The organism is Allofournierella sp. (genome assembly GCF_048388525.1).
Classification (GTDB): domain Bacteria; phylum Bacillota; class Clostridia; order Oscillospirales; family Ruminococcaceae; genus BQOK01.
The window spans coordinates 34,668-56,316 of record NZ_DBGCTQ010000035.1; the positions used below are offsets into that span (position 1 = coordinate 34,668).

Sequence of the window (21,649 nt, forward strand, 5' to 3'; positions counted from 1 at the left end):
CCATGTGGCGGGGGCCGGCCTTTTTTAATGGGTTAAAAGAGTCAGAACAGGGGAAGGCGGATCAGCAGCATGTACACCGCCGTGCCGCCGAAGATGCTGAGCAGGGTGTTGTGCCGCCACAGATGCAGCGCGGCCACCACCGCCAGGGCCGCAAACTGGAACAGGCACTCGGCGCCGCCCGCGGCGGGCAGGCCCTTGAGGCAATATACCACCAGGATGGCTATGATGCCCGCGGGCAGCACCCCGCCGAGATATTTGACCGGCGCGGGCATGCCCCGCCTGCCGCCGAACACCGCAAAGGGCAACGCGCGGGTGAACAGGGTGACCCCCGCCGCAATGGCGACCACCAGCCAGGGATAAGATGGGTTCATTGGGCCCCCTCCTTTGCCTTTTGATTTTGTGCTTCCCGGCGCAGCACCACCGGCTTTGCCAGCAGCAGCACGGCCACTGCCACCGCCAGCGCCGGCAGCAAAAAGGCGTCCGGCCCGAGCCACAGCAGGAACACCACACCGCTGGCAAGGCCCACCAGTGCCGGCAGATGGCTTTTGGAGCCGCGCCACTGTTCCAGAAAGATCACCAGGAACAGGGCCGTCATGGAGAAGTCGATGCCGGTAAAATCCAGCGGCAGGTTGCCGGCCAGCGCGCCCAGCAGGCTGCCCGCCACCCAGTAAAGCTGGTCCAGCAGCGCCACCAGGAACATGGCGTCCTGCTCGTTCACGCCGGCAGGGGGCTGCATGCCGCAGAGCACGGAATAGGTTTCGTCGGTGAGGGAAAAAACCATGTAGGGCTTGCGGCGGCCCATGGCCTTGAACTTATCAATAAAGGAGAGGCCGTAGAACAGATGGCGGCTGTTGATAAACAGGCTCATGAGCGCCACCGTGGGCAGTGCCGCGCCCTGGGCGAGAAAGCCCACCAGCACGAATTGAAGGCTGCCCGCGTACACAAAGCCGCTGATGAGCAGCGCCCAAAGCGCGCCAAAGCCTGCCTGCTGCAGCAAAATGCCGAACGCGACCCCCAAAAAGATATATCCGAACATGACCGGCAGCGATTGCCGAAAAGCGTATTTCAGCGCCGGCCCAAAGCGTTTTTGCAATGGTATCACCTCGATATGGCAATTATTATAGCATGGATTTCACCCCTTTAAAAGAGTGAAATTTCACCTGCCGGGCCGCCCCCGCATACCCATGGGATAGGGGAACGGGCGCAAGACACGCCACAGCCCCGGAAAGGCAGGAAAAGCACTATGAAAAAATGGAACGCAGCGCCCTCGGTATCCGGCCGCTGGGCCGTGGGGCGGGCGGGGGCCTACCTGTACGCCGCGGCGCAGCCGCTGGTGAACCGGTTTACCGCGGCACGGCTGGAGATCCTTCTGGAAGAGCCCCTGTGGCAACCGGGCGCGAAGCTTGTGCCGGGGCTTTTTGTGCGCAAGGACCCCACGGTCACCGTGAAAGCGGGCAGCGAGGAGTGCTATGTGATCGTGCAGATCAGCCAGAGCGACCCGGCGGCCTGGCAGGCGGCCGGGGTGGAGTACGGCTATTCGGATGGCACCCGTTTTGCGGCGGGCGTGCACCCGGGCTGGCAGCAGGTGCCCGGCGCGGCAAATATGTGGTACCGCAGGGTGCCCAGCGCCCCGGCCGATCAGGTGTTCGGTATATTCGACCTGATCAGCGTGCCCGCCACCGCCACGGGGGAGGAGCTGGCCGCGGCCGCCGCCAACGAGATCACCATCTCGGCCTGGGCGGTGCAGGCGGACGGGGTGGCCGACCCCCGCCAGGCCGCGGAGCAGCTGGGCCTGCTGAGCGCAAAAGCAAACTGAACGCACGGCGCCGGGCACAGCCCGGCCAAGAGCCCCGGGGGAACACCGCCCCCGGGGCCCCTGCTTTTTGCACCGAGGGCGCCGGTGTGTTATACTGAGAAAAATGCGAAAAAGGGGGTAAAGCGATGGGGGGAACGGCGATTGACCGGCGGCGCCTGCGCACCGCCGCATTGGCGGCGCTGGCTGGCCTTTGCTATTACATTGAAACCCAAACCCTGGGCTTTACCCTGCAATGCCCCTTTCACCAGCTCACCGGCCTTTATTGCCCCGGCTGCGGGATCACCACCGCCTGCATCGCCCTTTTGCGGGGCGACTGGGCGGGCGCCGCCGCGGCAAATTGGGGGCTCACCCTTGCGCTGCCGCTGCTGGCGCCTTTTTTTGGCTGGTGCCTGTGGCGCTGGCTGTGCCGAAAGCCGGTGAACGGGCGCTGGACCAATGCCGCCGCGCTGGCCTTTGTAGGGTGGTTTTTGGTGTGGGGAGTGCTGCGGAACGTGTTGCATTTATAACAAAGATATGGTAAAATTACGACAAATACAGGATTTTGTCCAAACATAAGGGGGAGAGAAACATGAACAAAAATATTGTGGTGTGCATTCTGCTGACCATCGTTACCTGCGGCATTTACGGCATCTATTGGTTCTGGTGCATCACCGAGACCGCCCGCACGGTGAACCCGGCCGAGTGGCAGGTGACCGGAGGTATGGCGATCCTGTTTTCCATCATCACCTGCGGCATTTACGGGATCTACTGGAACTACAAGATGGGCAAGGCGTTTATGGCCATCAACGGCGGGGCCGACAACAGCGTTTTGTACCTGGTGCTGAGCCTGTTTGGGCTTACCATTGTGAACTACTGCCTGATCCAGAACGATATCAACAACGCGTTCCCCGTTGGCGCCTGATCCGCAGCAGAATTTTAAGCCGCCCTGTACAGGGCGGCTTTTTCAGCGCCCGCCTTGTATTCAGGGGCGAAAGTTGCTATAATATGAGAGCTTATTGAAAAGGAAAGGGCCCCTGCCCGGCGGGGCAAAGCACTTGGGCAGCCGCGGGCCGAATACGCAAAGAGGAAGGATATAGCATGGAAAGCATGGGCAACCTGCGCCGCACCCATTATTGCGGCGAAGTGCGCCTGGCCGATGCGGGCCAGGAAATGGTGGTGGCGGGGTCCATTGCCAAATGCCGCGACAAGGGCGGTATCATTTTTGCCGATCTGCGGGATACCACCGGGATTTTGCAGATGGTGTTCGACGATTCCACCGAACCGGAGGTGTTCCGGAAGGCGGGGACGCTGAAAAGCGAATACGTGGCCATTGCCAAAGGCCTGCTGCGCGAGCGCGACGCCAAGACCGACAAGATCGCCACCGGCGAGGTGGAGCTGTATGTGACCGAGCTGCGGGTGCTGTCGGGCGCTGAGACCACGCCCTTTGAAATCCGGGACGAGGTAAAGGTGAAGGACGAGCTGCGCCTGAAATACCGCTACCTGGACCTGCGCCGCCCCTGCATGCACGAGCCCCTGGTGGTGCGCAGCAAAATCTGCCAGCTTGTGCGCAACTATTTCTGCGAAAACCACTTCTGCGAGATCGAGACCCCCATGCTGATGAAGAGCACCCCCGAGGGCGCGCGGGATTACCTGGTGCCCAGCCGGGTGCAGCCGGGGCATTTTTATGCGCTGCCCCAGTCGCCCCAGCTGTATAAGCAGATCCTGATGCTGTCTGGCTTTGACCGGTATTTCCAGATTGCCCGGTGCTTCCGCGACGAGGACCTGCGGGCCGACCGCCAGCCCGAGTTCACCCAGATCGATGTGGAGATGAGCTTTGTTACCGAGGACGACGTGATCGGCATGAACGAGGGGCTGATCAAAACCCTGTGGAAGGAAGTGCTGGGCATTGAGCTGGCCACCCCCTTCACGCGGCTTTCCTGGGACGAGGCCATGGCCCGCTTTGGGTCGGACAAGCCCGACACCCGCTTTGGCCTGGAGCTGATGGACGTGACCGACGCGGTGCGGGGATGCGAGTTCGCGCCCTTTAAAAACGCCGCGGCGGCGGGGGGCAGCGTGCGCCTTGTAAACTGCAAGGGCCTGGCCGCCCAGCTGACCCGCAAAACCATCGACAAGCTGGTGGAGGTGGCAAAAACCTACGGGGCCAAGGGCCTTGCCTACACCCGCCTGACCGAGGAGGGCGAAACCTCCAGCTTTGAAAAATTTTTGACCGGGGACGAAAAGGCGGCCCTGCGCGCGGCCGCCGGCGCCCAGACCGGCGACGTGCTGCTGCTGGTGTGCGACGAGAACAGCACCCGCGCCTGCACCGCACTGGGCCAGGTGCGCCTGGAGGTGGGCCGCCGCTGCGGCCTGATCGACCCCGACCAATTCAACTTCCTGTGGGTGACGCGCTTCCCGCTGTTTGAGTACAGCGAGGAGGAGGGCCGTTACATGGCCATGCACCACCCCTTCACCATGCCCACGGACGACAGCCTGGACAAGGTGGAAAGCGACCAGGGCGCCTGCTACGCCAACGCCTACGACATTGTGCTGAACGGTGTGGAGCTGGGCGGCGGGTCCATCCGCATCAACGACCCGGAGCTGCAGGGCCGCATGTTCAAGGCGCTGGGCTTTACCGAGGAAAAGGCCCGCGAGAGCTTTGGCTTTTTGATGGACGCCTACCGCTACGGCGCGCCGCCCCACGGCGGCATGGCCTATGGCCTGGACCGGCTGGTGATGCTGATGATGAAAAAGGATTCCATCCGGGATGTGATCGCGTTCCCCAAGGTGCAGAACGCCAGCGAGCTGATGAGCGGCGCGCCCGACGTGGTGGACGAAAAGCAGCTGGGTGAGCTGCGCATCCGGTGCACCGGCGAGGCGGAATGACAGCGCACCGCAAGGACGCATGTGAGCACAGACCAATTTAATGAAACAGAACCGGCGGCCCGAACTTTCGGGCCGCCGGTTTTTGGCTGTTCAGGTTTCATCCTGCAAATTGTTTTCGCGCAGGTATTTGCGCAAGACAAGGTTTATAGTAGAAGAAAGAGAGCGGTCATCTTCCACAGATAAGCGCTGGAAAATTTTAATGATATCCGTGTCCAGCGTGATGCTTACTTTCTCTTTTAAAGGCTTTTCTTTGGCTGGTTTCATGACATATCACATCCCTCAAATGTACAATAGCATATAAGGCGCATTTATATTGACAGATCGCTTATAATCTCCTAAAGTAGTATTTACTAAAAAGGGGATGATAAAGTGATTTGCTACAATTTGCTGTGTATCTTCAATAAGAAAAATACCTGCCAGCAGCCCGAAATACAGATCGACGAGTTTGGGGAGTGCATGCAGAAGGTCCGGGTGAAAGACGAAGAACAGGAAGTGCTTTTAACAGTGCGCCGGGAAATGCGCAGATATATGAACGGAGAAGAGGCTGCGGATGAGGCCGGCCTGGAGGATTGGAAAGCGGAAATGCTGCAAGAGTGGCGTGAGCGGAACCTTTACTGATTAGTTTCCGCTGCGCCTTGGTCGGCCTTGTTTCCTGCGCTTCGGGGATATTGCCCCTGTAACCCGGCCCATCCCCACCTGCGGCGGGGCCCCGCCCGGGCTCGCCGGGCTCAAGGCCCAGCGTTTGCGTTGCAAACCGCCCCTCGGCTTGCGCTTGCCCCATCCGTGGGCAAGCGTATTGCTCGCTTCCCAAACCAGCGCTGTGCGCTGCTTTGGGGCCCGCGCTCACAAACGCCGAACGTTCCAAGGGTAACATCCCCTCCGCGCCGCGTCTGGCTTATCCGTTTTGGCAGTGTGCCCACAAAGAGCATTTTGTGAAGGGCAAGCGCGCACCCCATCCGCGTGCCCTTGTGCACAAAGAGGTGTTCAAAATCGCTTTATACGCCTGCGGCGTACAAGATATTTTGTACACCTGTTTTTCGCTGCGGTGCACGCTGGAAAGAGCGAACGATAAGGTGATATGCCATTTAAAAACAAAGCTTTGCCCAATTGCACACCACCCGACCCCCGCCGGCCAAAGAGCAGGAAAAGCGGCCAGGGAGCCAACCTCTCTGGCTGCTTTGACATGATGAAAAGACATATATAATTTAATAAAAGTAAAATATAGTTGACTTTTTGAAAAATATGCGTATACTTAAAAGCAAGAGAGGAGGGGAGGCCGTGAGCCGCAATTTATCGCTGAAAAGCGCCCGGGCGGCGCGGGACATGACCCAAAAGGATCTGGCCGAGGCGGTGGGGGTGAGCCGCCAGACCATCAACGCCATTGAAAAGGGCGAGTATAACCCCACCATCAACCTGTGCCGGGCCATCTGCCGGGCGCTGGGGAAAACCCTGGACGAGCTGTTTTGGGAGGAGGAAACGACGAATGAAAAAACGGAAAAATAACCTGGACGAACGGCAGGAACGGGCCCTTTTGCAGATCGAAAGCCGGGGGTTCTGGCTGGCCTGGGGCGGGTTGCTGCTGGCGATCCTGGTACAGCTGATGCTGCGCCGGATGGACCTGTGGAGCCTTTTGCCCGAGTGGGTGATTTTTATGGGGATGAACCTTTACATGGTGGCGCAATGCCTGCGCCACAACATCTGGGACCGGCACCTGGAACCGGGCCCGCGCGCGAACGCTGTGATCAGTGCTGTTTTGGGGGCGGTGCTGCTGCCGGTGATCCTGGTCACCTTCAGCCGCAATGCGGGCAGGGTGGACGGAACGATCCTGCTGCTGGCCGTGTTTTTTGCCGCGCTGCCTGCCGCGCTGTGCTTTGCGGTGCTGCAGCTGATCGCGCAGACGTACCGCCGCAAAAGAGAACAGGCTGAGAACGCCCCCGACGAGGAATGAAAAAAACGCGCCCCACTGCCCCAAAACGCCTGCCCGGCGGCTGCAAGTGCCCGCCGCGGCGGGCGCTTTTTATGTGCTGCCCGCGCGGAGAGAACAGGAAGCGGCACGGGGAAGAAAGAGGGAAGGTGATTTGGGAAAAGAAGGATAAAAACGTTAATTTTATAACACATTTGCACAAAAAAAGGTCGAAGGATTTGGTTGATTTATCAGTAATTTAACATCGATTTTATATAGATTTAACAAAGTTTTAATATTCCGTTGACAAGTTATTTATATATCGCTACAATGTGTTTATCCCAAAGAGTTGAGAGATGGGTCACAAGGCATTAGGATGTGCTTTGTGACCCATCTTTGCTTTTTTAGGCTGGCCGGCAAGCCTGCAAAAGGGAAAGGCTCTCGCTCTTATCTGTGCGGAATCCCATAAGTAAAGGAGAGAATCGGAGTATGAGTAAAAACAAGAGTTCTGCCTGGGTCAAGTGGATGACCCTGATCATCGTGGCCATTGCGGGCGGCCTGATTACCAAGCTGCCCTACCTGCGCGAAACCTACATGGCCCCGCTGCAGCAGGCCACCGGCGCAACCAAGACCCAGCTTGGCATGCTGATGAGCGCCTACGGCATTGTGAACTTTATCTGTTACTTCCCCGGCGGCATTTTGGCCGATAAATTCAGCTCCAAGAAGCTGATCATCGTGTCCTGCATCGGCACCGCACTGGCGGGCTTCTGGTACTGGACCCTGCCGGGCTTTACGGCCCTGATGATCATTCACGCCATCTTCGCCATTACCACGGTGTTCACCTTCTGGGCGGCCATGGTGAAGAGCATCAACAACCTGGGCGGGCCGGAAGAACAGGGCAAGCTGTTCGGCTTTTTGGAGGGCGGCCGCGGCCTGATGGGCACGGTGGTGGCCTTTGGTTCGGTGGCGGTGTTCGGCATGGCGGCCGACGAGGTGGGCGGCATGCGCAACGCCATACTCTATTATTCGATCCTGCTGGTGGCGGCCGGCGTTCTGGCAGCCATTTTTATGAAGGACGACAAGCCTGTTGCCAAAACCGAAAAGCAGGCCAATCCTTTGAATCGGAAGGACTTCCTTGAGGTGGCAAAAATGCCCCGCGTGTGGCTGTGCGGCATGCTGGGCATCTGCAACTACTCGGCGCTGATCTTCCACGGCTACATCACCGCGTATCTGTCGGAGGGCTTTGGCATCAGCAACGAGGTGGTGGCAAACCTTTCGGTCATCCGCACCTATTTTATGATGATGGTGGGCGCTTTTATTGCGGGCATCATCTCCGACAAGGTGGGCAGCCGCATCCGCTTTATTCAGTATGCCTTTGTGGGCATGGCGGCTTTTGCCAGCCTGTATGTGCTGATCCCGGCGGGGCCCTCGGCAATTCCGCTGATTGTGGCGAACTTTATCTGCTACGGCCTGTGCCTTTACAGCATCAAGGCGCTGTACTTCTCCACCATCGACGAGGTTCTGGTGCCCAAGCGCCTGGCGGGCACGGCCTCCGGCGTGATTTCGCTGGTTACCTACGCCCCTGAGATCTTTTTGTACACCCTCTCGGGCAACATGGTGGACAAATATGTGGGCACCGCCACCCCGCTGAAGGGGTATCAGCAGTGCTGGATTGCCATGGCGGTGCTGTCGCTCGTGGGGTTTGCGTGCGGCCTGGTGCTGCGCAAGATGAACGCGAAGGCCATTGCCGCGGCCCAGGCCGCGGGCGCCGAGGCCTGATTTTGAACGAAAGGTCGAAAAAGACATGCAAGAGTTGCTTAGTTCGGTAAACAGCGATTACAACAATGACCGGCACAGCTGGGCCGAGATCGAGCGCCAGGTGACCAACATTGCAAAGGCGGGCTTTACCCACACCCAGTGGATCCACGACTGGGAAGGGGAGTATTTGTACAGCCCCAGCGAGATGTTCCAGGCGCGGGACCTGCTGCGGGGGCTGGGGGTGAAGGCCCACAGCATCCATGCCTCGGAGGGCGGCGTGCGCACCATTGTGCAGGACGGCAAAAAGGTGTTCCGCAACCGCTACCGCCTGACCGACATCCGCAAGGACTACACCTCCACCAACGAGTACTGCCGGCTGGCCGGTGTGGAGCTTTTGAAAAACCGGGTGGATCTTTGCAGCCACATCGGCGCGGGGGTGATGGTGCTGCACATGCAGCAGCCCTGGAAGCTGTTTGAGGAGAGCCCGCAGGACAAGGAGGATTACTTCCGGCAGGTCTACCGCTCGTTCGACGAGCTGGAACCCTATGCCCGCGCGGCGGGCGTGCGGGTGGCGCTGGAAAATTTGATCGTTACCCCCTGGCAGCTGCAGGACGAAACCTTTGAGCGCATGTTCGACCGTTACCCGGAAGATTTTTTGGGCTTTACCTTTGACTCGGGCCACGCCACCCTGCAATGCCGGCAGGACCACAACTACTTCCTGCGCAAATATTACCAGAGGATGTACGCCACACATTTGCAGGAGAACGCGTCCATTCCAGAGGAATTGGCGGGGGACGACAACGAGATCCTGGCCCACGACAGCCACTGGGTGCCCATGGACCCGCGGGGACACGGCACCATGGACTGGGAGGAGATTGCAACGTGGGTGGCCAAGGCGCCGCTGGACCTGCCCGCCGATTTTGAGGTGGGGATTTACGGGGCGAACGAGCAGGACGAGATGGAACAGCTGATCGCCTGCCGCAAGGTGGCCCAGCGCTTTTACCAGATGGTGCTGGCCCACAAGCAGGAACAGGCGTGACAAAAGCCGTGCAAAGCGGAGGCTGCTTTTGGCACAGGCGCGCCGGCCGCCCCCAAAGGCCGCGGCACGGGCGCTTTTGAACCGGCTCTGTGAGCGATAAGATTTTTTGGCGCCCCCTGGGAAAAGCCGCCCAGGGGGCGCTTGCGTAAAACGGGAGGTGGCGCATATGCAGGCGCTGGAATGGCTGGCCCTGGCCGTGGCGATCCAATATCACGGCGCGGGACCGGCGCTTGTGAGCAAAATTACCGGCTGCGGCGGGCAGCAGGCCCGGGACGCAATGGCTGCGCTGGAGGCGCGGGGGCTGCTGAAGCCGGGCGCGGGGAGCTTTTGCGGGCGGGTGCAGCCCCTGGCAAAGGGCATGACCAACCATTTGGTGCGCTTTGCCCTGAATGGGAGCGAATGCCTGCTGCGCATCCCCGGCGAGGGCACCGCCTCGCTGCTGGACCGCAGACAGGAGTATGAGGTATACCAGGCGTTGGCGGGGCGCGGCATCTCGGACGAGGTGCTGTTTTTCAGCCCGGAGCTGGGGTACAAGATCACCCGCTACATTGAGAGCGCCCACAACTGCGACCCCGGCTGCACCGCCGACGTGCAGGCTGCGATGGAGCTGCTGCGGCGCATGCACGATATGGAGCTGAGGGTGGGCCACCACTTTGACGTGTATGAAAAGCTGGAGGATTATGTGGCGCTGACCGGCACCCGGGAGCTGCCCTTTCCGGACTGGCGGCACACCTTTGCGGCCGTGCAGGGGCTGCGGGAACTGCTGGAGCGCTGCCCGCAGAGGCGGACGCTGTGCCACATCGACCCGGTACAGGACAATTTTTTGATCGGGCCCGGGGGCGCGACCCTGATCGACTGGGAGTATGCCGCCATGTGCGACGCCGACATTGATCCCGCCATGTTCTGCATTTATGCCGGTTACGACCAGGCGGGTGTGGAGCTCACACTGCGCCTGTATCACCAGGGAACGGCGGACCGGGTGACCCGCTTTAAAACCTATGCGTACATGGCGGCCAGCGGCCTGCTGTGGAGCTATTGGTGCGAGTACAAAAAGCAGATGGGTGTGGATTATGAGGCCTACGAGGCGCAGCAATACGAGTACGCCCGCCGCTTCAGCGCCCTGGCGGCTCAGCAGGCGCAGCTTTTAGGGGGCGTGGGCGAGAGGGAGGAGGTGCTTTTATGAAAAAGAAAAAGCTTTTTCAGGACCTGGACCTGTTCTCCATGCTGATTCCGCTGGGGATCGTGAGCGTTCTGTGCGTGTTGTTTATTGCCCTGCCGCAGCGCACCACCGCCCTGGTGGACGGCGTGCGCGGCTTTTTGGGGGAGAACCTGGGGGTGTATTACCTGCTGTTTGGCGTGGCGAGTTTGGGGGTATCGCTGTTTTTTGCGTTCTCCAGGATCGGGCGCATCCGGCTGGGGCAGGTGGAAAAACCGGAATACACGAACTTCCAGTGGGGCGCGATGATTTTTACCAGCACCATGGCGGCCGACATCCTGTATTATTCGTTCATTGAATGGGCGCTTTATGCCCAGGAGGACCGGGTGGCCCAGCTGGGCTCCATGCAGGACTGGGCTTCGACCTACCCGATTTTTCACTGGGGGCCGATCCCCTGGAGCTTTTATGTGGTGCTGGCGGTGTGCTTTGCCTTTATGCTGCAGGTGCGCGGGCGGGAAAAGCAAAAATTCAGCGAAGCCTGCCGGCCGCTGCTGGGCCGCCGGGTGGACGGCGCCTGGGGGCGGGTGATCGACCTGATTGCCGTGTTTGCCCTGCTGGCGGGCACCGCCACCACCTTTTCGCTGGCCACGCCCCTGCTGGGCCAGGCCATCAGCCATATCACCGGCCTGCCGGCCACGACCTGGCTGACGGTGGCGGTGCTGGTGTTTATTGCGGTGCTGTACACGGTGGCGGTGCTGTTCTCCTTTAAGGGCATCGTGTTTGCGGCAAAGCTGTGCATCTGGCTGTTCGGGGCGCTGCTGGTATGGTTTTTGGCGGGCGGCCAGGCGCGCTATATTTTGGAGACCGGTGTGGCGGCGCTGGGCAACCTGGCCCAGAACTTTATCGGGCTGGCCACCTATACCGACCCTCTGCGCCAGACCGGGTTTGTGCAGAACTGGACCGTGTTCTACTGGGCCTACTGGATGGTGTGGTGCGTGGCGACCCCGTTTTTTATCGGCACCATCAGCAAGGGGCGGACCATCCGCAATGTGGTGCTGGGGGCGTATTTGAGCGGGCTGGCGGGCACCTACACCTCGTTCATTGTGTTTGGAAATTACGGGTTGGGGTTGCAGACCCACGGCCGGCTGGACGTTTTGGGGCAGCTGGCGGGGGGCGCCGCGATGCCCCAGGTCATCATAGATATTTTTGGCACCCTGCCCCTGCCCGCGGTGGCGCTGGTGCTTTTGATCCTGACGATGTGCGCGTTCTATTCCACCACCTTTGACTCGCTGACCATGGTGATCTCGATGTATTCCTGCCGCAGGCTGAAGCCCGGCGCTGTGCCCCATAAAGGGGTGCGGGCGTTCTGGGCGGTGGTGTTTATCATTTTTCCCATCGGGCTGATTTTTGCCCAAAACTCGCTGAACAGCCTGCAATCCGTTTCGATCATTGCGGCGCTGCCGATCTCGGTGGTGATGGTGCTGATCGTGGCCGCGTTTTTGAAGGACGTGCGGGGATACCTGAAGCAGGGCGGGCGCGAAGAGGGCGGCGGGCCGGAGCAAAGCGGATAGGGCGCTTTTGCTGGCCGCCGCGAAGGGCGGGGCTGCGGCCCCAAAACCACACAAAAAAGCCGTGCCGCGGATTTTTCGTTCCGCGGCACGGCTTTTTTGGTGTTCAAAGATTCATAGCTCCCACACGGCGCGGTCGGTGCTGGAAATGGCGGCGGCGCCCGCCGAGAGGGCGGCGATTACGTCCTCTTTGTCGGCCAGAAGGCCGCTGGCGATCAGCGGCTTTTCCAGCGCCGCGGCAAGCCGGCCAATGAGCTTTGGCATGACCCCCGGCAGGATCTCCACAAAGTCTGCCCCGCTTTGCAGGGCCGTTTTTTGCAGGCTGCGCAGGGCCATGCTGTCCAGCAAAAAGGTGCGGTACACGGTGGCGAGGCCCAGCGCAGCCGCCCGGCGCACCAGGGGCGCTTTGGTGCTGACGATCCCGTCCGCCGCGGTGCTGCGGGCAAGGTAGTCCACGGCAGCCTCGCGGGCTGAGAGGCCGTCCAGCAGGTCGATGTCCACAAAAACAGCTTTGTCGGCCTCTTTTAAGCGGGCCACGATGGCGGGGATGGTGATGACCGAGCCGTATAAAACGAACACGACCTTTTTGTCGCAGGAAAGGCAGGCAGAAAGGTCGTCGTCGCTTTTTACGGCAATGATGATGGGGTATTCCTCCAGCAGATTTTTTAGCTCTGTGTTCATTCGGCCCTCTCTTTTCGTTTTAAGTTGGTGCGCGGGGAAACGGTTTTGCGGTAGCCGGCGCTGACGCCGGCCATGCCCTGCAGCGCCTCGGCAAACAGCGTTTGGTATTTTGCGGGGATGCGGGAGAGCTTGTCCAGCACCGGGGCCTGCCACAGCTCGCAGAGCTGGCGGGCGTATTCGCCGTAAATAAAGCGGCCCTGCGCGGTGACCAGCACGATCAGGTTTTTGCGGTTGCCCTCGTGATAATATTTTTCCACAAGGCCCATTTTTTCGAGCTTTGCAGCCATGGCGGTGAACGCACTGGGCGAGATGCCCAGCCGCCGGGCTACCCCGGCCATGTTGAGCTGAAGCTCCTCGTTTTCCAGAAGGTATTCCACCACCTGGATCTCGCTGGCCGACAGCCACACCTCGTTGGTGATGCGGAAGGGCTTTTTGTAGCGCGGGGCATAATGGTTGCTCCACAGAAAAATTGCTTCGATGGTGCTGCGCTCATCGCCAAGCCATTCCAGTTTCAAGGCCATCCACCCTTTCCTGTTTTTAGTATACCATAGCCCTATTATAACACAATATTTGTTAAAATATAGTCAATATCCAGCGAAAATATTGCGTTATTTTAGGAAATGTTGCTAAAAAACGACAAGGTATACAAAGTTTCGCGCCCAAATTGTGTACATTTGGTGAATTGACGGGCACCGGGCGGGACGGCTATAATAAAGTTGCAAAATCGTTTTGGAATAGAATGATTTTGTTTTGAATAAGAATAATTTTAGCTGCCGGCCATTTGTTCAAAGGCTGGCCCTGCCAGAGAAAAGAGAGCGCGGGGAAGCAAAGGAATGTTGCTTCCATGCGCTTTTTTTGTACGCATTATATCAACAAAAGGAGGAAAACATGAAAAAGATCAAAAAGTCGGCAAAGTTTTGGCTGTGTATCGCCCTGGCGCTGTGCCTGATCAGCGCACTGGGGGCGTCGCTCATCCAAAGCGATTTCGGCCGGGTGACTGTGAAGGACCTGCGGTTTGAAACGGCCTCCGGGCATCAGATGAGCGCGCTGCTCTTTGTGCCGGACACCGCCACAGCGGAAAACCCGGCGCCCACCATTATTTGCAGCCACGGCTGGTACAACAACCGCGAGATGCAGGATCTGAACTATGTGGAATACGCCCGCCGCGGTTTTGTGGTGCTTTCCATCGACATGTACGGCCACGGCAATTCTGACGATTTGCCTGCCGGCGACTGGTGGAAGCCGGAGAACAACGCCAACGGCATGTACGACGCGGTGCAGATGATGGCGGGCCTGCCCTTTGTGGACGCCAGCCGCATCGGCGTGACCGGGCATTCCAACGGCGCGCTGGCCAGCCGCACCGCCGTTCTGCTGGACAACGAGGCCGAAACGCCGCTGATTGCCGCGGCGCTGCTGGTTTCCAACGACGCAGTGTACAAAAACGACGAGGACCAGTATTACAACATGTTCCGCAGCCGGGACGCCGGCATCGTGGCCTGCCAGTACGACGAGTTCTTCCACCGGGTCAAGCAGGCAGACGGCAGCCGCAGCGCCCCCCGCGACTATATCCACCAGGCGACGGCCCAGTCTTTCCTGCATTTTGGGCAGGACCCAACGGGCCTGGAAGAGCGCAGCAGCTACACCCTTTACAAAGAAAATGTGGACGGCCAGGAGGCCATCCGCGTGATCTACAACCCGGAACAGATCCACCCCTGGGCCCACTTCTCCGGCACCGTGGTCGCTTCCAGCCTGGAATTCTTTGACAACGCGCTGGGGGCCCCCAAGGCCATTCCCTACACCAGCCAGGTGTGGCAGTGGAAAGCGGCCTTCAACTTCCTGGGCCTTTTGGGGATTGCGATCCTTCTGGTCAGCCTGACCAAGGTCCTGGTGGGCACAAAGGCATTTGCGGGCCTGAAAGCCGACAAGGAAGTGCTGCCCGCCCCCGCCCTGAGCGGCAAGGCGAAGATGTGGTTCTGGGTCAGCAGCGCGCTGGCAACCATTTTCAGCTTCTGTGTGTACATGTTCGGCTACGGCCCCATTGGCAAAATGCTGCCCTCGTTCATGCATCAGTCCCCGCCCTGGTTCATCGGCGTGTGGGCGGCCCTGTGCGGCCTGTTTGGGCTGCTGCTGGTCTGGATCGGCAGCAAGGTTACGGGCGTAAAGGCGGACTGCCAGGCCAACGGCGTTAAGATCGGCGGCAAAAAACTGGGGCTGACCGTTCTGCTGGCGCTCATTGTGGTGGCGGCCGCTTATGGGCTGGTGTTCGCGGCGGACTTTTTCTTCAAGACGGATTTCCGGCTGTGGGTGCTGACCCTGAAAGCCTTCACCGTGAGCAAGCTGCCCATCATTCTGTGCTACCTGCCCCTGTTCCTTTTGTACTACGTGCCCAACAGCATTGTGATCAACAGCTACAACTACTTTGAGATGGGCAAAAAGCCCTGGGTGAACACGGCGGTGAACGCGGTGTTCAACGCCCTGGCCAGTGCCATTATGATCGTGGTCATGTACAGCTGCTTCCGCATTACCGGGCACCTGCCCAACGAGTTCTTCCCCAATTTCGGCGGCAGCATCATTGGCATTTGGCTGTTCCCCGTGGTTGTTATCCTGCCGCTGGCGGCTGTGGTTTCGCGCAAGATCTTCAAGGAAACCCGCAACCCCTATCTGGCGGGCATTATCATGGCGGTGATGGTTACCATTATGAGCTGCACCAATACCCTGACGCAGCTGTGATCTGCCACAGCACGGGCGGAGCCTGGCCCCGCCCGTGCTGCTTCCCCGGAATAGCGTGAAACAATTAACAAATTGCCCGCGCGGGTTTTGGCGAATTTGCACAAAGATTTGCCCCGAAATTGGGGCGCTTTACGGCTTGCTTTTTCCGGCTCCACGGCATAAAATAACAATAGAAAAAGTGCGGGCTACCGGCCCGTTCATGAAAACGGTTCGGTTTTACCGGCATTTCTGTTAGAGCAAAGAGCAACGGAAAGGCGCCAGCGACGGCGTGTTTCGGTTGCTCTTTTTTTGCCTCTGGCCGGGCCGCAACAGGAGGAAAAAGCATGAAAAAACACAGGGGAGCAAGGCGCGTGCTCATTGCGCTGGGCATTTTGCTGCTGGCGCTGGTGCTGGCGGTGGGCGGCTATGTGGGCTATATGCAGTGGCAGTATTACCGCATCCCCGACCACACGGCCCTGGAGGTGCAGGATCCGGCGGCGGGCGCGCTTTCGGCGGGCACGGAATACACCGCGCTGACCTACAACATCGGGTTCGGGGCCTACGGGCCGGACTACAGCTTTTTTATGGACACCGGCGTGATGGCGGACGGCACCCCCGTGCAGGGCAAATACGGCAAGGCCATCAGCAAAGAGGCCGTGCTGGCACACACAAGCGGTGCGCTGGAGGTGCTGCAAAAGCAGCAGGCGGATTTTATGCTGCTGCAGGAGGTGGACGTGAAGGCCGACCGCAGCTACAAGGTGGACCAGACGGAGCTTTTGCGCCGGGGCCTGGCGGGCTACGGCTCGGTGTTTGCGAACAACTTCCACTCGGCGTATCTGTTTTACCCCTTCAACGACCCGCACGGCGCGGTGGACGCGGGGCTTTTGACCTTCAGCCGCCACGAGGTGGCGGGGGCCGAGCGGCGCAGTTACCCGGTGGACGACAGCTTTATTGTGAAATTCACAGACCTGGACCGCTGCTTTGCGGTGCTGCGCGTGCCGGTGGAAAACGGCAGGGAGCTGGTGCTGATCAACAGCCACATGTCCGCCTACGACGCGGGGGGCACCGTCCGCGCCCGGCAGCTGGAGCTTTTGAACAGCGTGCTGAGCGAGGAATACGCAAAGGGCAACTATGTGATCGTGGGGGGCGACTTCAACCACGCGCTGGGGGAAACGGCGCCCACCGCCTTTGAGAGCCAGCAGCAGTTCCCGGCCTGGGTGTTCCAGCTTACGGACAGTGATCTGGCCGAGGGCTTTTCGATTGTGACGGCGCAGAACGAGACCGAGGTGCCCACCTGCCGCACGGCGGACATCCCCTGGCAGAAGGGCGTGAACTATACCACGGTGCTGGACGGGTTCATCGTTTCGGCGAACGTGAAGGCCACGGCCGAGAACCTGGACACCGACTTTGCATACAGCGACCACAACCCGGTGCGGCTGCGCTTTGCGCTGGAGCCCTGACGGGAAAGAGGATAAGGAGGCAGACAAAAAAGATGGTAGATGTTGCGATCATCGGCTGCGGCGTGATTGGCGCGGCCACCGCATACCACCTGGCCCGGCGGCAGGCGTCGGTGCTAATTCTGGAGGCGGAAAACGATGTGGCCATGGGGACCACCAAGGCCAACAGCGCCATTCTGCACGCGGGATACGACCCCGAGCCGGGCACCCTGATGGCACAGCTGAACGTGCGGGGCAGCGCCATGGCAAAAAGAATCTGCGCGGAGCTGGACGTGCCCTACAAGCAGATCGGCAGCCTGGTGCTTGCGTTCTCAGACGAGGAGCTGGGCCACCTGCAAAAGCTGTTTGAAAACGGCACGGCGAATGGGGTGCCCGGCCTTGCGCTGCTGGGCACAGAGGAGACCCTGGCGCTGGAGCCGAACCTTTCGCCCGCGGTGCTGGGGGCGCTGCACGCGCCCAGCGCGGCCATTGTGAGCCCCTGGGAATACGCGCTGGCCATGGCGGAGAACGCGGTGCAGAACGGGGCCGAGCTGCACCTGGAGACCCGGGTGACCGGCCTTTCGGCCACCGAAACGGGCTGGCGGATCGAGACGACAAAGGGCGTGTTCGAGGCGCGGTATGTGGTGAACGCGGCGGGCGTGCAGGCGGGCGAAGTGCACGAGCTGGCAGCCCCCGCGGCGTTCGCATCCCGGCCGAGCCGGGGCGAATATTACCTGCTGGACAAAGCCGAGGGCGGGCGTGTGGGGCATGTGATCTTCCAATGCCCCACCAAGGCGGGCAAGGGGGTGCTGGTGGCGCCCACCGTGCACGGCAACCTGATCGTGGGGCCCAACGCCGAGGATATCCCGGACGGGGGCGACACCGCCAACACCGCCGCGGGCCTTGCCTTTGTGGCGGCCGCGGCCAAAAAGAGCGTGCCGGGGGTGGACCTGCGGGCCTCGATCCGCAACTTTGCGGGGGTGCGGGCGGTGACCGACCAGAGCGATTTCATCATCGGCTGGGCGGCGCCCCGTATGCTGGACCTGGCAGGCATGAAGAGCCCCGGGCTTTCGGCCGCAGCCGCGGTGGGCGAGACCGCCGTGACCCTGCTGGAAGCAGACGGCCTGCCCCTGCCCGAAAAGCGGCAGGTGGTGAGCAGCCGCAAGAAATTCCGCTTTAAAGAGCTGACCGGCCCGGAAAAAGCGGCGCTGATCGCCGAGCAGCCGGCTTACGGGCGGGTGATCTGCCGGTGTGAGACAGTGACCGAGGGCGAGATCACGGCGGCCTGCCGCACGCCCATTCCGCCCCGCAGCATCGACGCGGTGAAACGGCGCACCAACGCCGGCATGGGCCGGTGCCAGGGCGGTTTTTGCGGCCCGCGGGTGATGGAGATTTTGTGCCGCGAGCTGGGCTACGACCCGCTGCAGGTGCCCCAGGACCAGGCGGGCGCTGCGGTGCTGGTGGGCAGGACGAAACAAGGAGGGCGCGAGGCATGAGCGAAAACCTGTACGACGTGATCGTGGTGGGCGGCGGCCCGGCGGGCCTGGCTGCCGCGCTGAAGGCCCGGGAAGAGGGCGCGCAGCGCGTGCTGATTTTGGAGCGCGACAAGGAGCTGGGCGGCATTTTGAACCAGTGCATCCACAACGGGTTCGGGCTGCATTATTTTAAAGAGGAGCTGACCGGCCCCGAGTACGCGGGGCGGTTCATTGAGCAGCTGCAGGGCAGCGGCATTGAGATAAGCGCCGACACCATGGTGCTGGAGATCACCCAGGGGCGCCAGGTGCACGCGGTGAGCAAGGCGGGCGGCTACCGGGTGTACGAGGCGGGGGCCATTGTGCTGGCCATGGGCTGCCGGGAGCGCACCCGGGGGGCCATCGGCATTCCGGGAACGCGGCCGGCGGGCGTGTTTACCGCCGGCACGGCGCAGCGGTATGTGAACATGGAGGGCTATATGGTGGGCCGCAGGGTGCTGATCCTGGGCTCGGGTGACATTGGGCTGATTATGGCCCGCCGCATGACCCTTGAGGGGGCGAAGGTGCTGGCCTGCGTGGAGGTGATGCCCTATTCCGGGGGCCTGAACCGAAACATTGTGCAGTGCCTGCACGACTATGACATCCCGCTGTACCTTTCGCACACCATTGTGGACATCCAGGGCAAGGACCGGGTGGAAAAGGCCGTGGTGGCACAGGTGGACGAAAACCGCCGGCCGATCCCCGGCACCGAGATGGAGTTCGAGTGCGACACCATTCTGCTGAGCGTGGGACTGATCCCGGAGAACGAGCTGACCCGCACGGCGGGCATCCAGATGGACGGGCGCACCAACGGCGCGGTGGTGTATGAGAACATGGAGACCAGCGCCCCGGGTATTTTTGCCTGCGGCAATGTGGTGCATGTGCATGACCTGGTGGACTATGTGACCGCCGAGAGCCAGAGGGCCGGCGCGGCCGCGGCGCGGTTTGCCCTGGGGCAGAAAAACGGGGACGAGGCGCTGGAGCTGGTGAACGGCGAGGGCGTTTCGTACACGGTGCCCCAAAGGGTGCGGCTTTCCGGCGTGGAAAAGGCCGTGGAGGTATTCTTCCGGGTGCGGCGGGTGTACGAGGGGGATCTGAGGATCGTGGCGGCGAGCGGCGGCGAGCAGCTGGCGGCCTATAAGCGGGAGCACCTGGCCCCCGGCGAGATGGAGCACATCGCCCTGCCCAAGGTGCTTTTGCAGCGGGCCAAAGGCCCGGTGACCATTTCCATCCAGGAGGCGGCAAAATGAAAGAACTGATCTGCATCGTGTGCCCCAAGGGCTGCCACCTGAAGGTGGACGAGGAGCACGGCTGGGCCGTGAGCGGAAACAGCTGTGAAAAGGGCGCGGAATATGGTAAAATCGAGTTGACGAACCCCACCCGGGTGATCACCAGCACGGTGGAGGTGGCGGGCGGGGCGCACCCCCGCTGCCCGGTGAAAACCGACCGGCCGATCCCCAAAGGGCTGATCTTTGAGGCCATGAAGACCCTGGACGGCCTTGTGCTGGAAGCGCCGGTGGCGCTGGGCCAGGTGGTGGTAAAAAACGTGTGCGGCACCGGGGCCGATTTTGTGGCTACCCGCAGCCTGTAAGGAGGAGCGAATGAGTACGAAATACATTCTGGCGCTGGACCAGGGAACCACCAGCAGCAGGGCGATTTTGTTTGACCAGGATCAGAACATTGTGGAGATGACCCAGCGGGAATTCACCCAGATCTACCCCAAGGAGGGCTGGGTGGAGCACGACCCCATGGAGATCTGGTCCAGCCAGTACGGCGTGATGATGGAGGTGGTGGCCCGCAGCGGCGTGGACGCAAAGGACATTGCGGCCATTGGCATTACCAACCAGCGCGAGACCACCATTGTGTGGGACAAGGAGACCGGCCGCCCCATTTACAACGCCATTGTGTGGCAATGCCGCCGCACCGCGCCCATCATTGACGAACTGCTGGAAAAGGGATATGGCGAGACCATCCGCAAAAAGACCGGGCTTGTGCCGGACGCCTACTTTTCCGGCAGCAAGATCAAATGGATTTTGGATCAGGTGCCCGGCAGCCGCGAGCGGGCCGCTAGGGGCGAGCTTTTGTTCGGCACGGTGGACACCTGGCTGGTGTGGAAGCTGACCGGCGGCACGGCCCATGTGACCGACCGCACCAACGCCTCGCGCACCATGATCTACAACATTGACACCCTGGACTGGGACGACGAGCTGCTGGCCATGCTGGACATCCCCCGGGCCATGCTGCCCCAGGTGCGATCTTCCAGCGAGGTGTACGGCTATGCCAGCGTGGGCGGCGTGGACGTGCCGGTGGCGGGCATTGCGGGCGACCAGCAGGCGGCTTTGTTTGGCCAAGGCTGCTTTGAGGCGGGCCAGGCAAAGAACACCTACGGCACCGGCTGCTTTTTGCTGATGAACACCGGCGAAAAGCGCCACCAGAGCGAGAACGGCCTGCTGACCACCATTGCCGCCACCCTGAAGGACGAGCCGGTGCAGTATGCCCTGGAGGGCAGCGTGTTTGTGGGGGGCGCGGTGATCCAGTGGCTGCGGGACGAGATGCGCTTTTTCACCGAGAGCCGGGACGCCGAGTACTATGCGCAGAAGGTGCCCGACACGGGCGGTGTGTACCTGGTGCCCGCGTTCACGGGGCTGGGCGCGCCCCATTGGGACATGTACGCCCGCGGCTGCATTGTGGGGCTGACCCGCGGCACCCGGCGCGAGCACATCATCCGCGCCGCACAGGAATCCATCGCGTACCAGTCGGCCGACCTTGTGGAGGCAATGGAAAAGGACACGGGCCTGCCCATCACCGAGCTGCGGGTGGACGGCGGCGCCTCGCGCGACCGCTTTTTGATGCAGTTCCAGGCCGATATCCTGCACAAGGAGGCCCGGCGGCCCATGATCCGCGAGACCACGGCCCTGGGCGCGGCGTACTTAGCCGGGCTTGCCACCGGTGTGTGGCAGAGCACCAAGGAGATCAGCCGTTTGTGGAGCTGCGACGTGACCTTTGCCCCCAAAATGGAAGAGGAAAAGCGCCGCGCCCTGCTGGGCAAATGGCACAAGGCTGTGGGCCGCAGCCTGGACTGGGAAGAGCACGATTGAGCGGCCTGGGATAAAACACAAACAGGGGACCGGTGCAAAATGAAATTGTGATAGCAAATTGGATAAAAAACAGTTTTCCAAGAAATAAAACGCCTTTGAAACCGGTTTTTAT

Annotated in this window: 22 protein-coding genes; 17 read left to right on the forward strand and 5 right to left on the reverse strand. The window is 60.9% G+C overall.

From position 1 onward, the window contains the following. Positions 1-41 precede the first annotated feature (41 nt). Together ACMLHZ_RS03165 and ACMLHZ_RS03170 are read right to left on the reverse strand one after the other, a co-directional pair. Positions 42-371: a branched-chain amino acid transporter permease gene (locus ACMLHZ_RS03165; RefSeq protein WP_418666353.1), complete on the reverse strand. Its 330-nt coding sequence runs from the start codon at positions 369-371 to the stop codon at positions 42-44. Continuing rightward, positions 368-1,093: an AzlC family ABC transporter permease gene (locus ACMLHZ_RS03170; protein WP_418666354.1), complete on the reverse strand. Its 726-nt coding sequence runs from the start codon at positions 1,091-1,093 to the stop codon at positions 368-370. Before ACMLHZ_RS03170 ends, ACMLHZ_RS03165 begins: the two co-directional genes overlap by 4 nt. Before the next feature lie 150 nt (positions 1,094-1,243). On the opposite strand from ACMLHZ_RS03170, the gene ACMLHZ_RS03175 reads away from it, so the two are divergent. From ACMLHZ_RS03175 to aspS, 4 genes are all read left to right on the forward strand, one after another. Then, entirely contained in the window at positions 1,244-1,816 is a 573-nt protein-coding gene (locus ACMLHZ_RS03175) for a hypothetical protein (protein WP_418666355.1), read from the forward strand. Between the two features lie 125 nt (positions 1,817-1,941). After that, positions 1,942-2,322: a DUF2752 domain-containing protein gene (locus tag ACMLHZ_RS03180; RefSeq protein ID WP_418666356.1), complete on the forward strand. Its 381-nt coding sequence runs from the start codon at positions 1,942-1,944 to the stop codon at positions 2,320-2,322. A gap of 62 nt (positions 2,323-2,384) precedes the next feature. Beyond that, positions 2,385-2,717 (forward strand): DUF4234 domain-containing protein, encoded by a 333-nt coding sequence (locus ACMLHZ_RS03185; protein WP_418666357.1) that lies wholly within the window; start codon positions 2,385-2,387, stop codon positions 2,715-2,717. 176 nt (positions 2,718-2,893) lie between these two features. Next, complete coding sequence (gene aspS, locus ACMLHZ_RS03190; RefSeq protein WP_418666358.1) at positions 2,894-4,678, forward strand: aspartate--tRNA ligase; 1,785 nt, start codon at positions 2,894-2,896, stop codon at positions 4,676-4,678. A gap of 90 nt (positions 4,679-4,768) precedes the next feature. Here the strand turns inward: aspS and ACMLHZ_RS03195 are convergent, their stop codons facing one another. Next, positions 4,769-4,942, reverse strand: coding sequence for a toxin-antitoxin system protein (locus ACMLHZ_RS03195; protein WP_418666359.1), 174 nt, complete (start codon positions 4,940-4,942; stop codon positions 4,769-4,771). A gap of 105 nt (positions 4,943-5,047) precedes the next feature. Between ACMLHZ_RS03195 and ACMLHZ_RS03200 the strand changes: the two genes are divergently transcribed. The 7 genes from ACMLHZ_RS03200 (at position 5,048) to ACMLHZ_RS03230 (ending at position 12,105) form a co-directional block, all read left to right on the forward strand. Then, entirely contained in the window at positions 5,048-5,296 is a 249-nt protein-coding gene (locus ACMLHZ_RS03200; protein ID WP_418666360.1) for a hypothetical protein, read from the forward strand. A 660-nt stretch (positions 5,297-5,956) separates the two neighbouring features. Beyond that, a complete protein-coding gene (locus tag ACMLHZ_RS03205; RefSeq protein ID WP_418666361.1) occupies positions 5,957-6,181 on the forward strand; it encodes a helix-turn-helix transcriptional regulator in 225 nt (74 codons plus the stop codon). Continuing rightward, positions 6,162-6,626: a DUF6773 family protein gene (locus ACMLHZ_RS03210; RefSeq protein ID WP_418666362.1), complete on the forward strand. Its 465-nt coding sequence runs from the start codon at positions 6,162-6,164 to the stop codon at positions 6,624-6,626. The genes ACMLHZ_RS03205 and ACMLHZ_RS03210 overlap by 20 nt, the downstream gene beginning before the upstream one ends. Positions 6,627-7,070: 444 nt before the next feature. Then, the gene (locus ACMLHZ_RS03215) at positions 7,071-8,360 is read left to right on the forward strand and encodes an MFS transporter (protein ID WP_418666363.1); all 1,290 of its coding nucleotides are present in this window, start codon (positions 7,071-7,073) and stop codon (positions 8,358-8,360) included. Positions 8,361-8,385: 25 nt separating this feature from the next. Beyond that, a complete protein-coding gene (locus ACMLHZ_RS03220; RefSeq protein ID WP_418666364.1) occupies positions 8,386-9,378 on the forward strand; it encodes a sugar phosphate isomerase/epimerase family protein in 993 nt (330 codons plus the stop codon). 166 nt (positions 9,379-9,544) lie between these two features. After that, on the forward strand, positions 9,545-10,561 hold the full coding sequence (locus ACMLHZ_RS03225) for a phosphotransferase (protein ID WP_418666365.1): 1,017 nt from the start codon (positions 9,545-9,547) through the stop codon (positions 10,559-10,561). Continuing rightward, complete coding sequence (locus ACMLHZ_RS03230) at positions 10,558-12,105, forward strand: BCCT family transporter (protein ID WP_418666366.1); 1,548 nt, start codon at positions 10,558-10,560, stop codon at positions 12,103-12,105. Before ACMLHZ_RS03225 ends, ACMLHZ_RS03230 begins: the two co-directional genes overlap by 4 nt. Before the next feature lie 111 nt (positions 12,106-12,216). Here ACMLHZ_RS03230 and ACMLHZ_RS03235 read toward each other — a convergent pair whose 3' ends face one another. Together ACMLHZ_RS03235 and ACMLHZ_RS03240 are read right to left on the reverse strand one after the other, a co-directional pair. Continuing rightward, complete coding sequence (locus tag ACMLHZ_RS03235) at positions 12,217-12,783, reverse strand: glycerol-3-phosphate responsive antiterminator (RefSeq protein WP_418666367.1); 567 nt, start codon at positions 12,781-12,783, stop codon at positions 12,217-12,219. Further along, a complete protein-coding gene (locus tag ACMLHZ_RS03240; RefSeq protein ID WP_418666368.1) occupies positions 12,780-13,304 on the reverse strand; it encodes a MarR family winged helix-turn-helix transcriptional regulator in 525 nt (174 codons plus the stop codon). Before ACMLHZ_RS03240 ends, ACMLHZ_RS03235 begins: the two co-directional genes overlap by 4 nt. Before the next feature lie 367 nt (positions 13,305-13,671). Here ACMLHZ_RS03240 and ACMLHZ_RS03245 point away from each other — a divergent pair, with 367 nt between their 5' ends. The 6 genes from ACMLHZ_RS03245 to glpK all read left to right on the forward strand — a co-directional run bounded on the left by ACMLHZ_RS03245 (position 13,672) and on the right by glpK (position 21,537). Continuing rightward, positions 13,672-15,513 carry an alpha/beta hydrolase gene (locus ACMLHZ_RS03245; protein ID WP_418666369.1) on the forward strand — a complete coding sequence of 614 codons (1,842 nt, stop codon included), beginning with the start codon at positions 13,672-13,674 and terminating at the stop codon, positions 15,511-15,513. A gap of 323 nt (positions 15,514-15,836) precedes the next feature. After that, positions 15,837-16,952: an endonuclease/exonuclease/phosphatase family protein gene (locus ACMLHZ_RS03250; protein ID WP_418666370.1), complete on the forward strand. Its 1,116-nt coding sequence runs from the start codon at positions 15,837-15,839 to the stop codon at positions 16,950-16,952. Positions 16,953-16,984: 32 nt separating this feature from the next. Continuing rightward, the gene (locus ACMLHZ_RS03255) at positions 16,985-18,424 is read left to right on the forward strand and encodes an NAD(P)/FAD-dependent oxidoreductase (protein ID WP_418666371.1); all 1,440 of its coding nucleotides are present in this window, start codon (positions 16,985-16,987) and stop codon (positions 18,422-18,424) included. Continuing rightward, the gene (locus ACMLHZ_RS03260) at positions 18,421-19,689 is read left to right on the forward strand and encodes an NAD(P)/FAD-dependent oxidoreductase (RefSeq protein WP_418666372.1); all 1,269 of its coding nucleotides are present in this window, start codon (positions 18,421-18,423) and stop codon (positions 19,687-19,689) included. The genes ACMLHZ_RS03255 and ACMLHZ_RS03260 overlap by 4 nt, the downstream gene beginning before the upstream one ends. Then, a complete protein-coding gene (locus tag ACMLHZ_RS03265; RefSeq protein ID WP_177565499.1) occupies positions 19,686-20,030 on the forward strand; it encodes a DUF1667 domain-containing protein in 345 nt (114 codons plus the stop codon). Before ACMLHZ_RS03260 ends, ACMLHZ_RS03265 begins: the two co-directional genes overlap by 4 nt. A 10-nt stretch (positions 20,031-20,040) precedes the next feature. Beyond that, complete coding sequence (glpK, locus tag ACMLHZ_RS03270) at positions 20,041-21,537, forward strand: glycerol kinase GlpK (protein WP_418666373.1); 1,497 nt, start codon at positions 20,041-20,043, stop codon at positions 21,535-21,537. Positions 21,538-21,649: the final 112 nt, after the last annotated feature.

What these genes read in the sequence shown, in the direction of transcription:
- ACMLHZ_RS03165 (WP_418666353.1), bottom strand. Translation starts at nt 371, where the DNA reads ATGAACCCATCTTATCCCTGGCTGGTGGTCGCCATTGCGGCGGGGGTC.
- ACMLHZ_RS03175 (WP_418666355.1), top strand. Translation starts at nt 1,244, where the DNA reads ATGAAAAAATGGAACGCAGCGCCCTCGGTATCCGGCCGCTGGGCCGTG.
- ACMLHZ_RS03180 (WP_418666356.1), top strand. Translation starts at nt 1,942, where the DNA reads ATGGGGGGAACGGCGATTGACCGGCGGCGCCTGCGCACCGCCGCATTG.
- ACMLHZ_RS03185 (WP_418666357.1), top strand. Translation starts at nt 2,385, where the DNA reads ATGAACAAAAATATTGTGGTGTGCATTCTGCTGACCATCGTTACCTGC.
- aspS (WP_418666358.1), top strand. Translation starts at nt 2,894, where the DNA reads ATGGAAAGCATGGGCAACCTGCGCCGCACCCATTATTGCGGCGAAGTG.
- ACMLHZ_RS03195 (WP_418666359.1), bottom strand. Translation starts at nt 4,942, where the DNA reads ATGAAACCAGCCAAAGAAAAGCCTTTAAAAGAGAAAGTAAGCATCACG.
- ACMLHZ_RS03210 (WP_418666362.1), top strand. Translation starts at nt 6,162, where the DNA reads ATGAAAAAACGGAAAAATAACCTGGACGAACGGCAGGAACGGGCCCTT.
- ACMLHZ_RS03215 (WP_418666363.1), top strand. Translation starts at nt 7,071, where the DNA reads ATGAGTAAAAACAAGAGTTCTGCCTGGGTCAAGTGGATGACCCTGATC.
- ACMLHZ_RS03220 (WP_418666364.1), top strand. Translation starts at nt 8,386, where the DNA reads ATGCAAGAGTTGCTTAGTTCGGTAAACAGCGATTACAACAATGACCGG.
- ACMLHZ_RS03225 (WP_418666365.1), top strand. Translation starts at nt 9,545, where the DNA reads ATGCAGGCGCTGGAATGGCTGGCCCTGGCCGTGGCGATCCAATATCAC.
- ACMLHZ_RS03230 (WP_418666366.1), top strand. Translation starts at nt 10,558, where the DNA reads ATGAAAAAGAAAAAGCTTTTTCAGGACCTGGACCTGTTCTCCATGCTG.
- ACMLHZ_RS03235 (WP_418666367.1), bottom strand. Translation starts at nt 12,783, where the DNA reads ATGAACACAGAGCTAAAAAATCTGCTGGAGGAATACCCCATCATCATT.
- ACMLHZ_RS03240 (WP_418666368.1), bottom strand. Translation starts at nt 13,304, where the DNA reads ATGGCCTTGAAACTGGAATGGCTTGGCGATGAGCGCAGCACCATCGAA.
- ACMLHZ_RS03245 (WP_418666369.1), top strand. Translation starts at nt 13,672, where the DNA reads ATGAAAAAGATCAAAAAGTCGGCAAAGTTTTGGCTGTGTATCGCCCTG.
- ACMLHZ_RS03250 (WP_418666370.1), top strand. Translation starts at nt 15,837, where the DNA reads ATGAAAAAACACAGGGGAGCAAGGCGCGTGCTCATTGCGCTGGGCATT.
- ACMLHZ_RS03255 (WP_418666371.1), top strand. Translation starts at nt 16,985, where the DNA reads ATGGTAGATGTTGCGATCATCGGCTGCGGCGTGATTGGCGCGGCCACC.
- ACMLHZ_RS03260 (WP_418666372.1), top strand. Translation starts at nt 18,421, where the DNA reads ATGAGCGAAAACCTGTACGACGTGATCGTGGTGGGCGGCGGCCCGGCG.
- ACMLHZ_RS03265 (WP_177565499.1), top strand. Translation starts at nt 19,686, where the DNA reads ATGAAAGAACTGATCTGCATCGTGTGCCCCAAGGGCTGCCACCTGAAG.
- glpK (WP_418666373.1), top strand. Translation starts at nt 20,041, where the DNA reads ATGAGTACGAAATACATTCTGGCGCTGGACCAGGGAACCACCAGCAGC.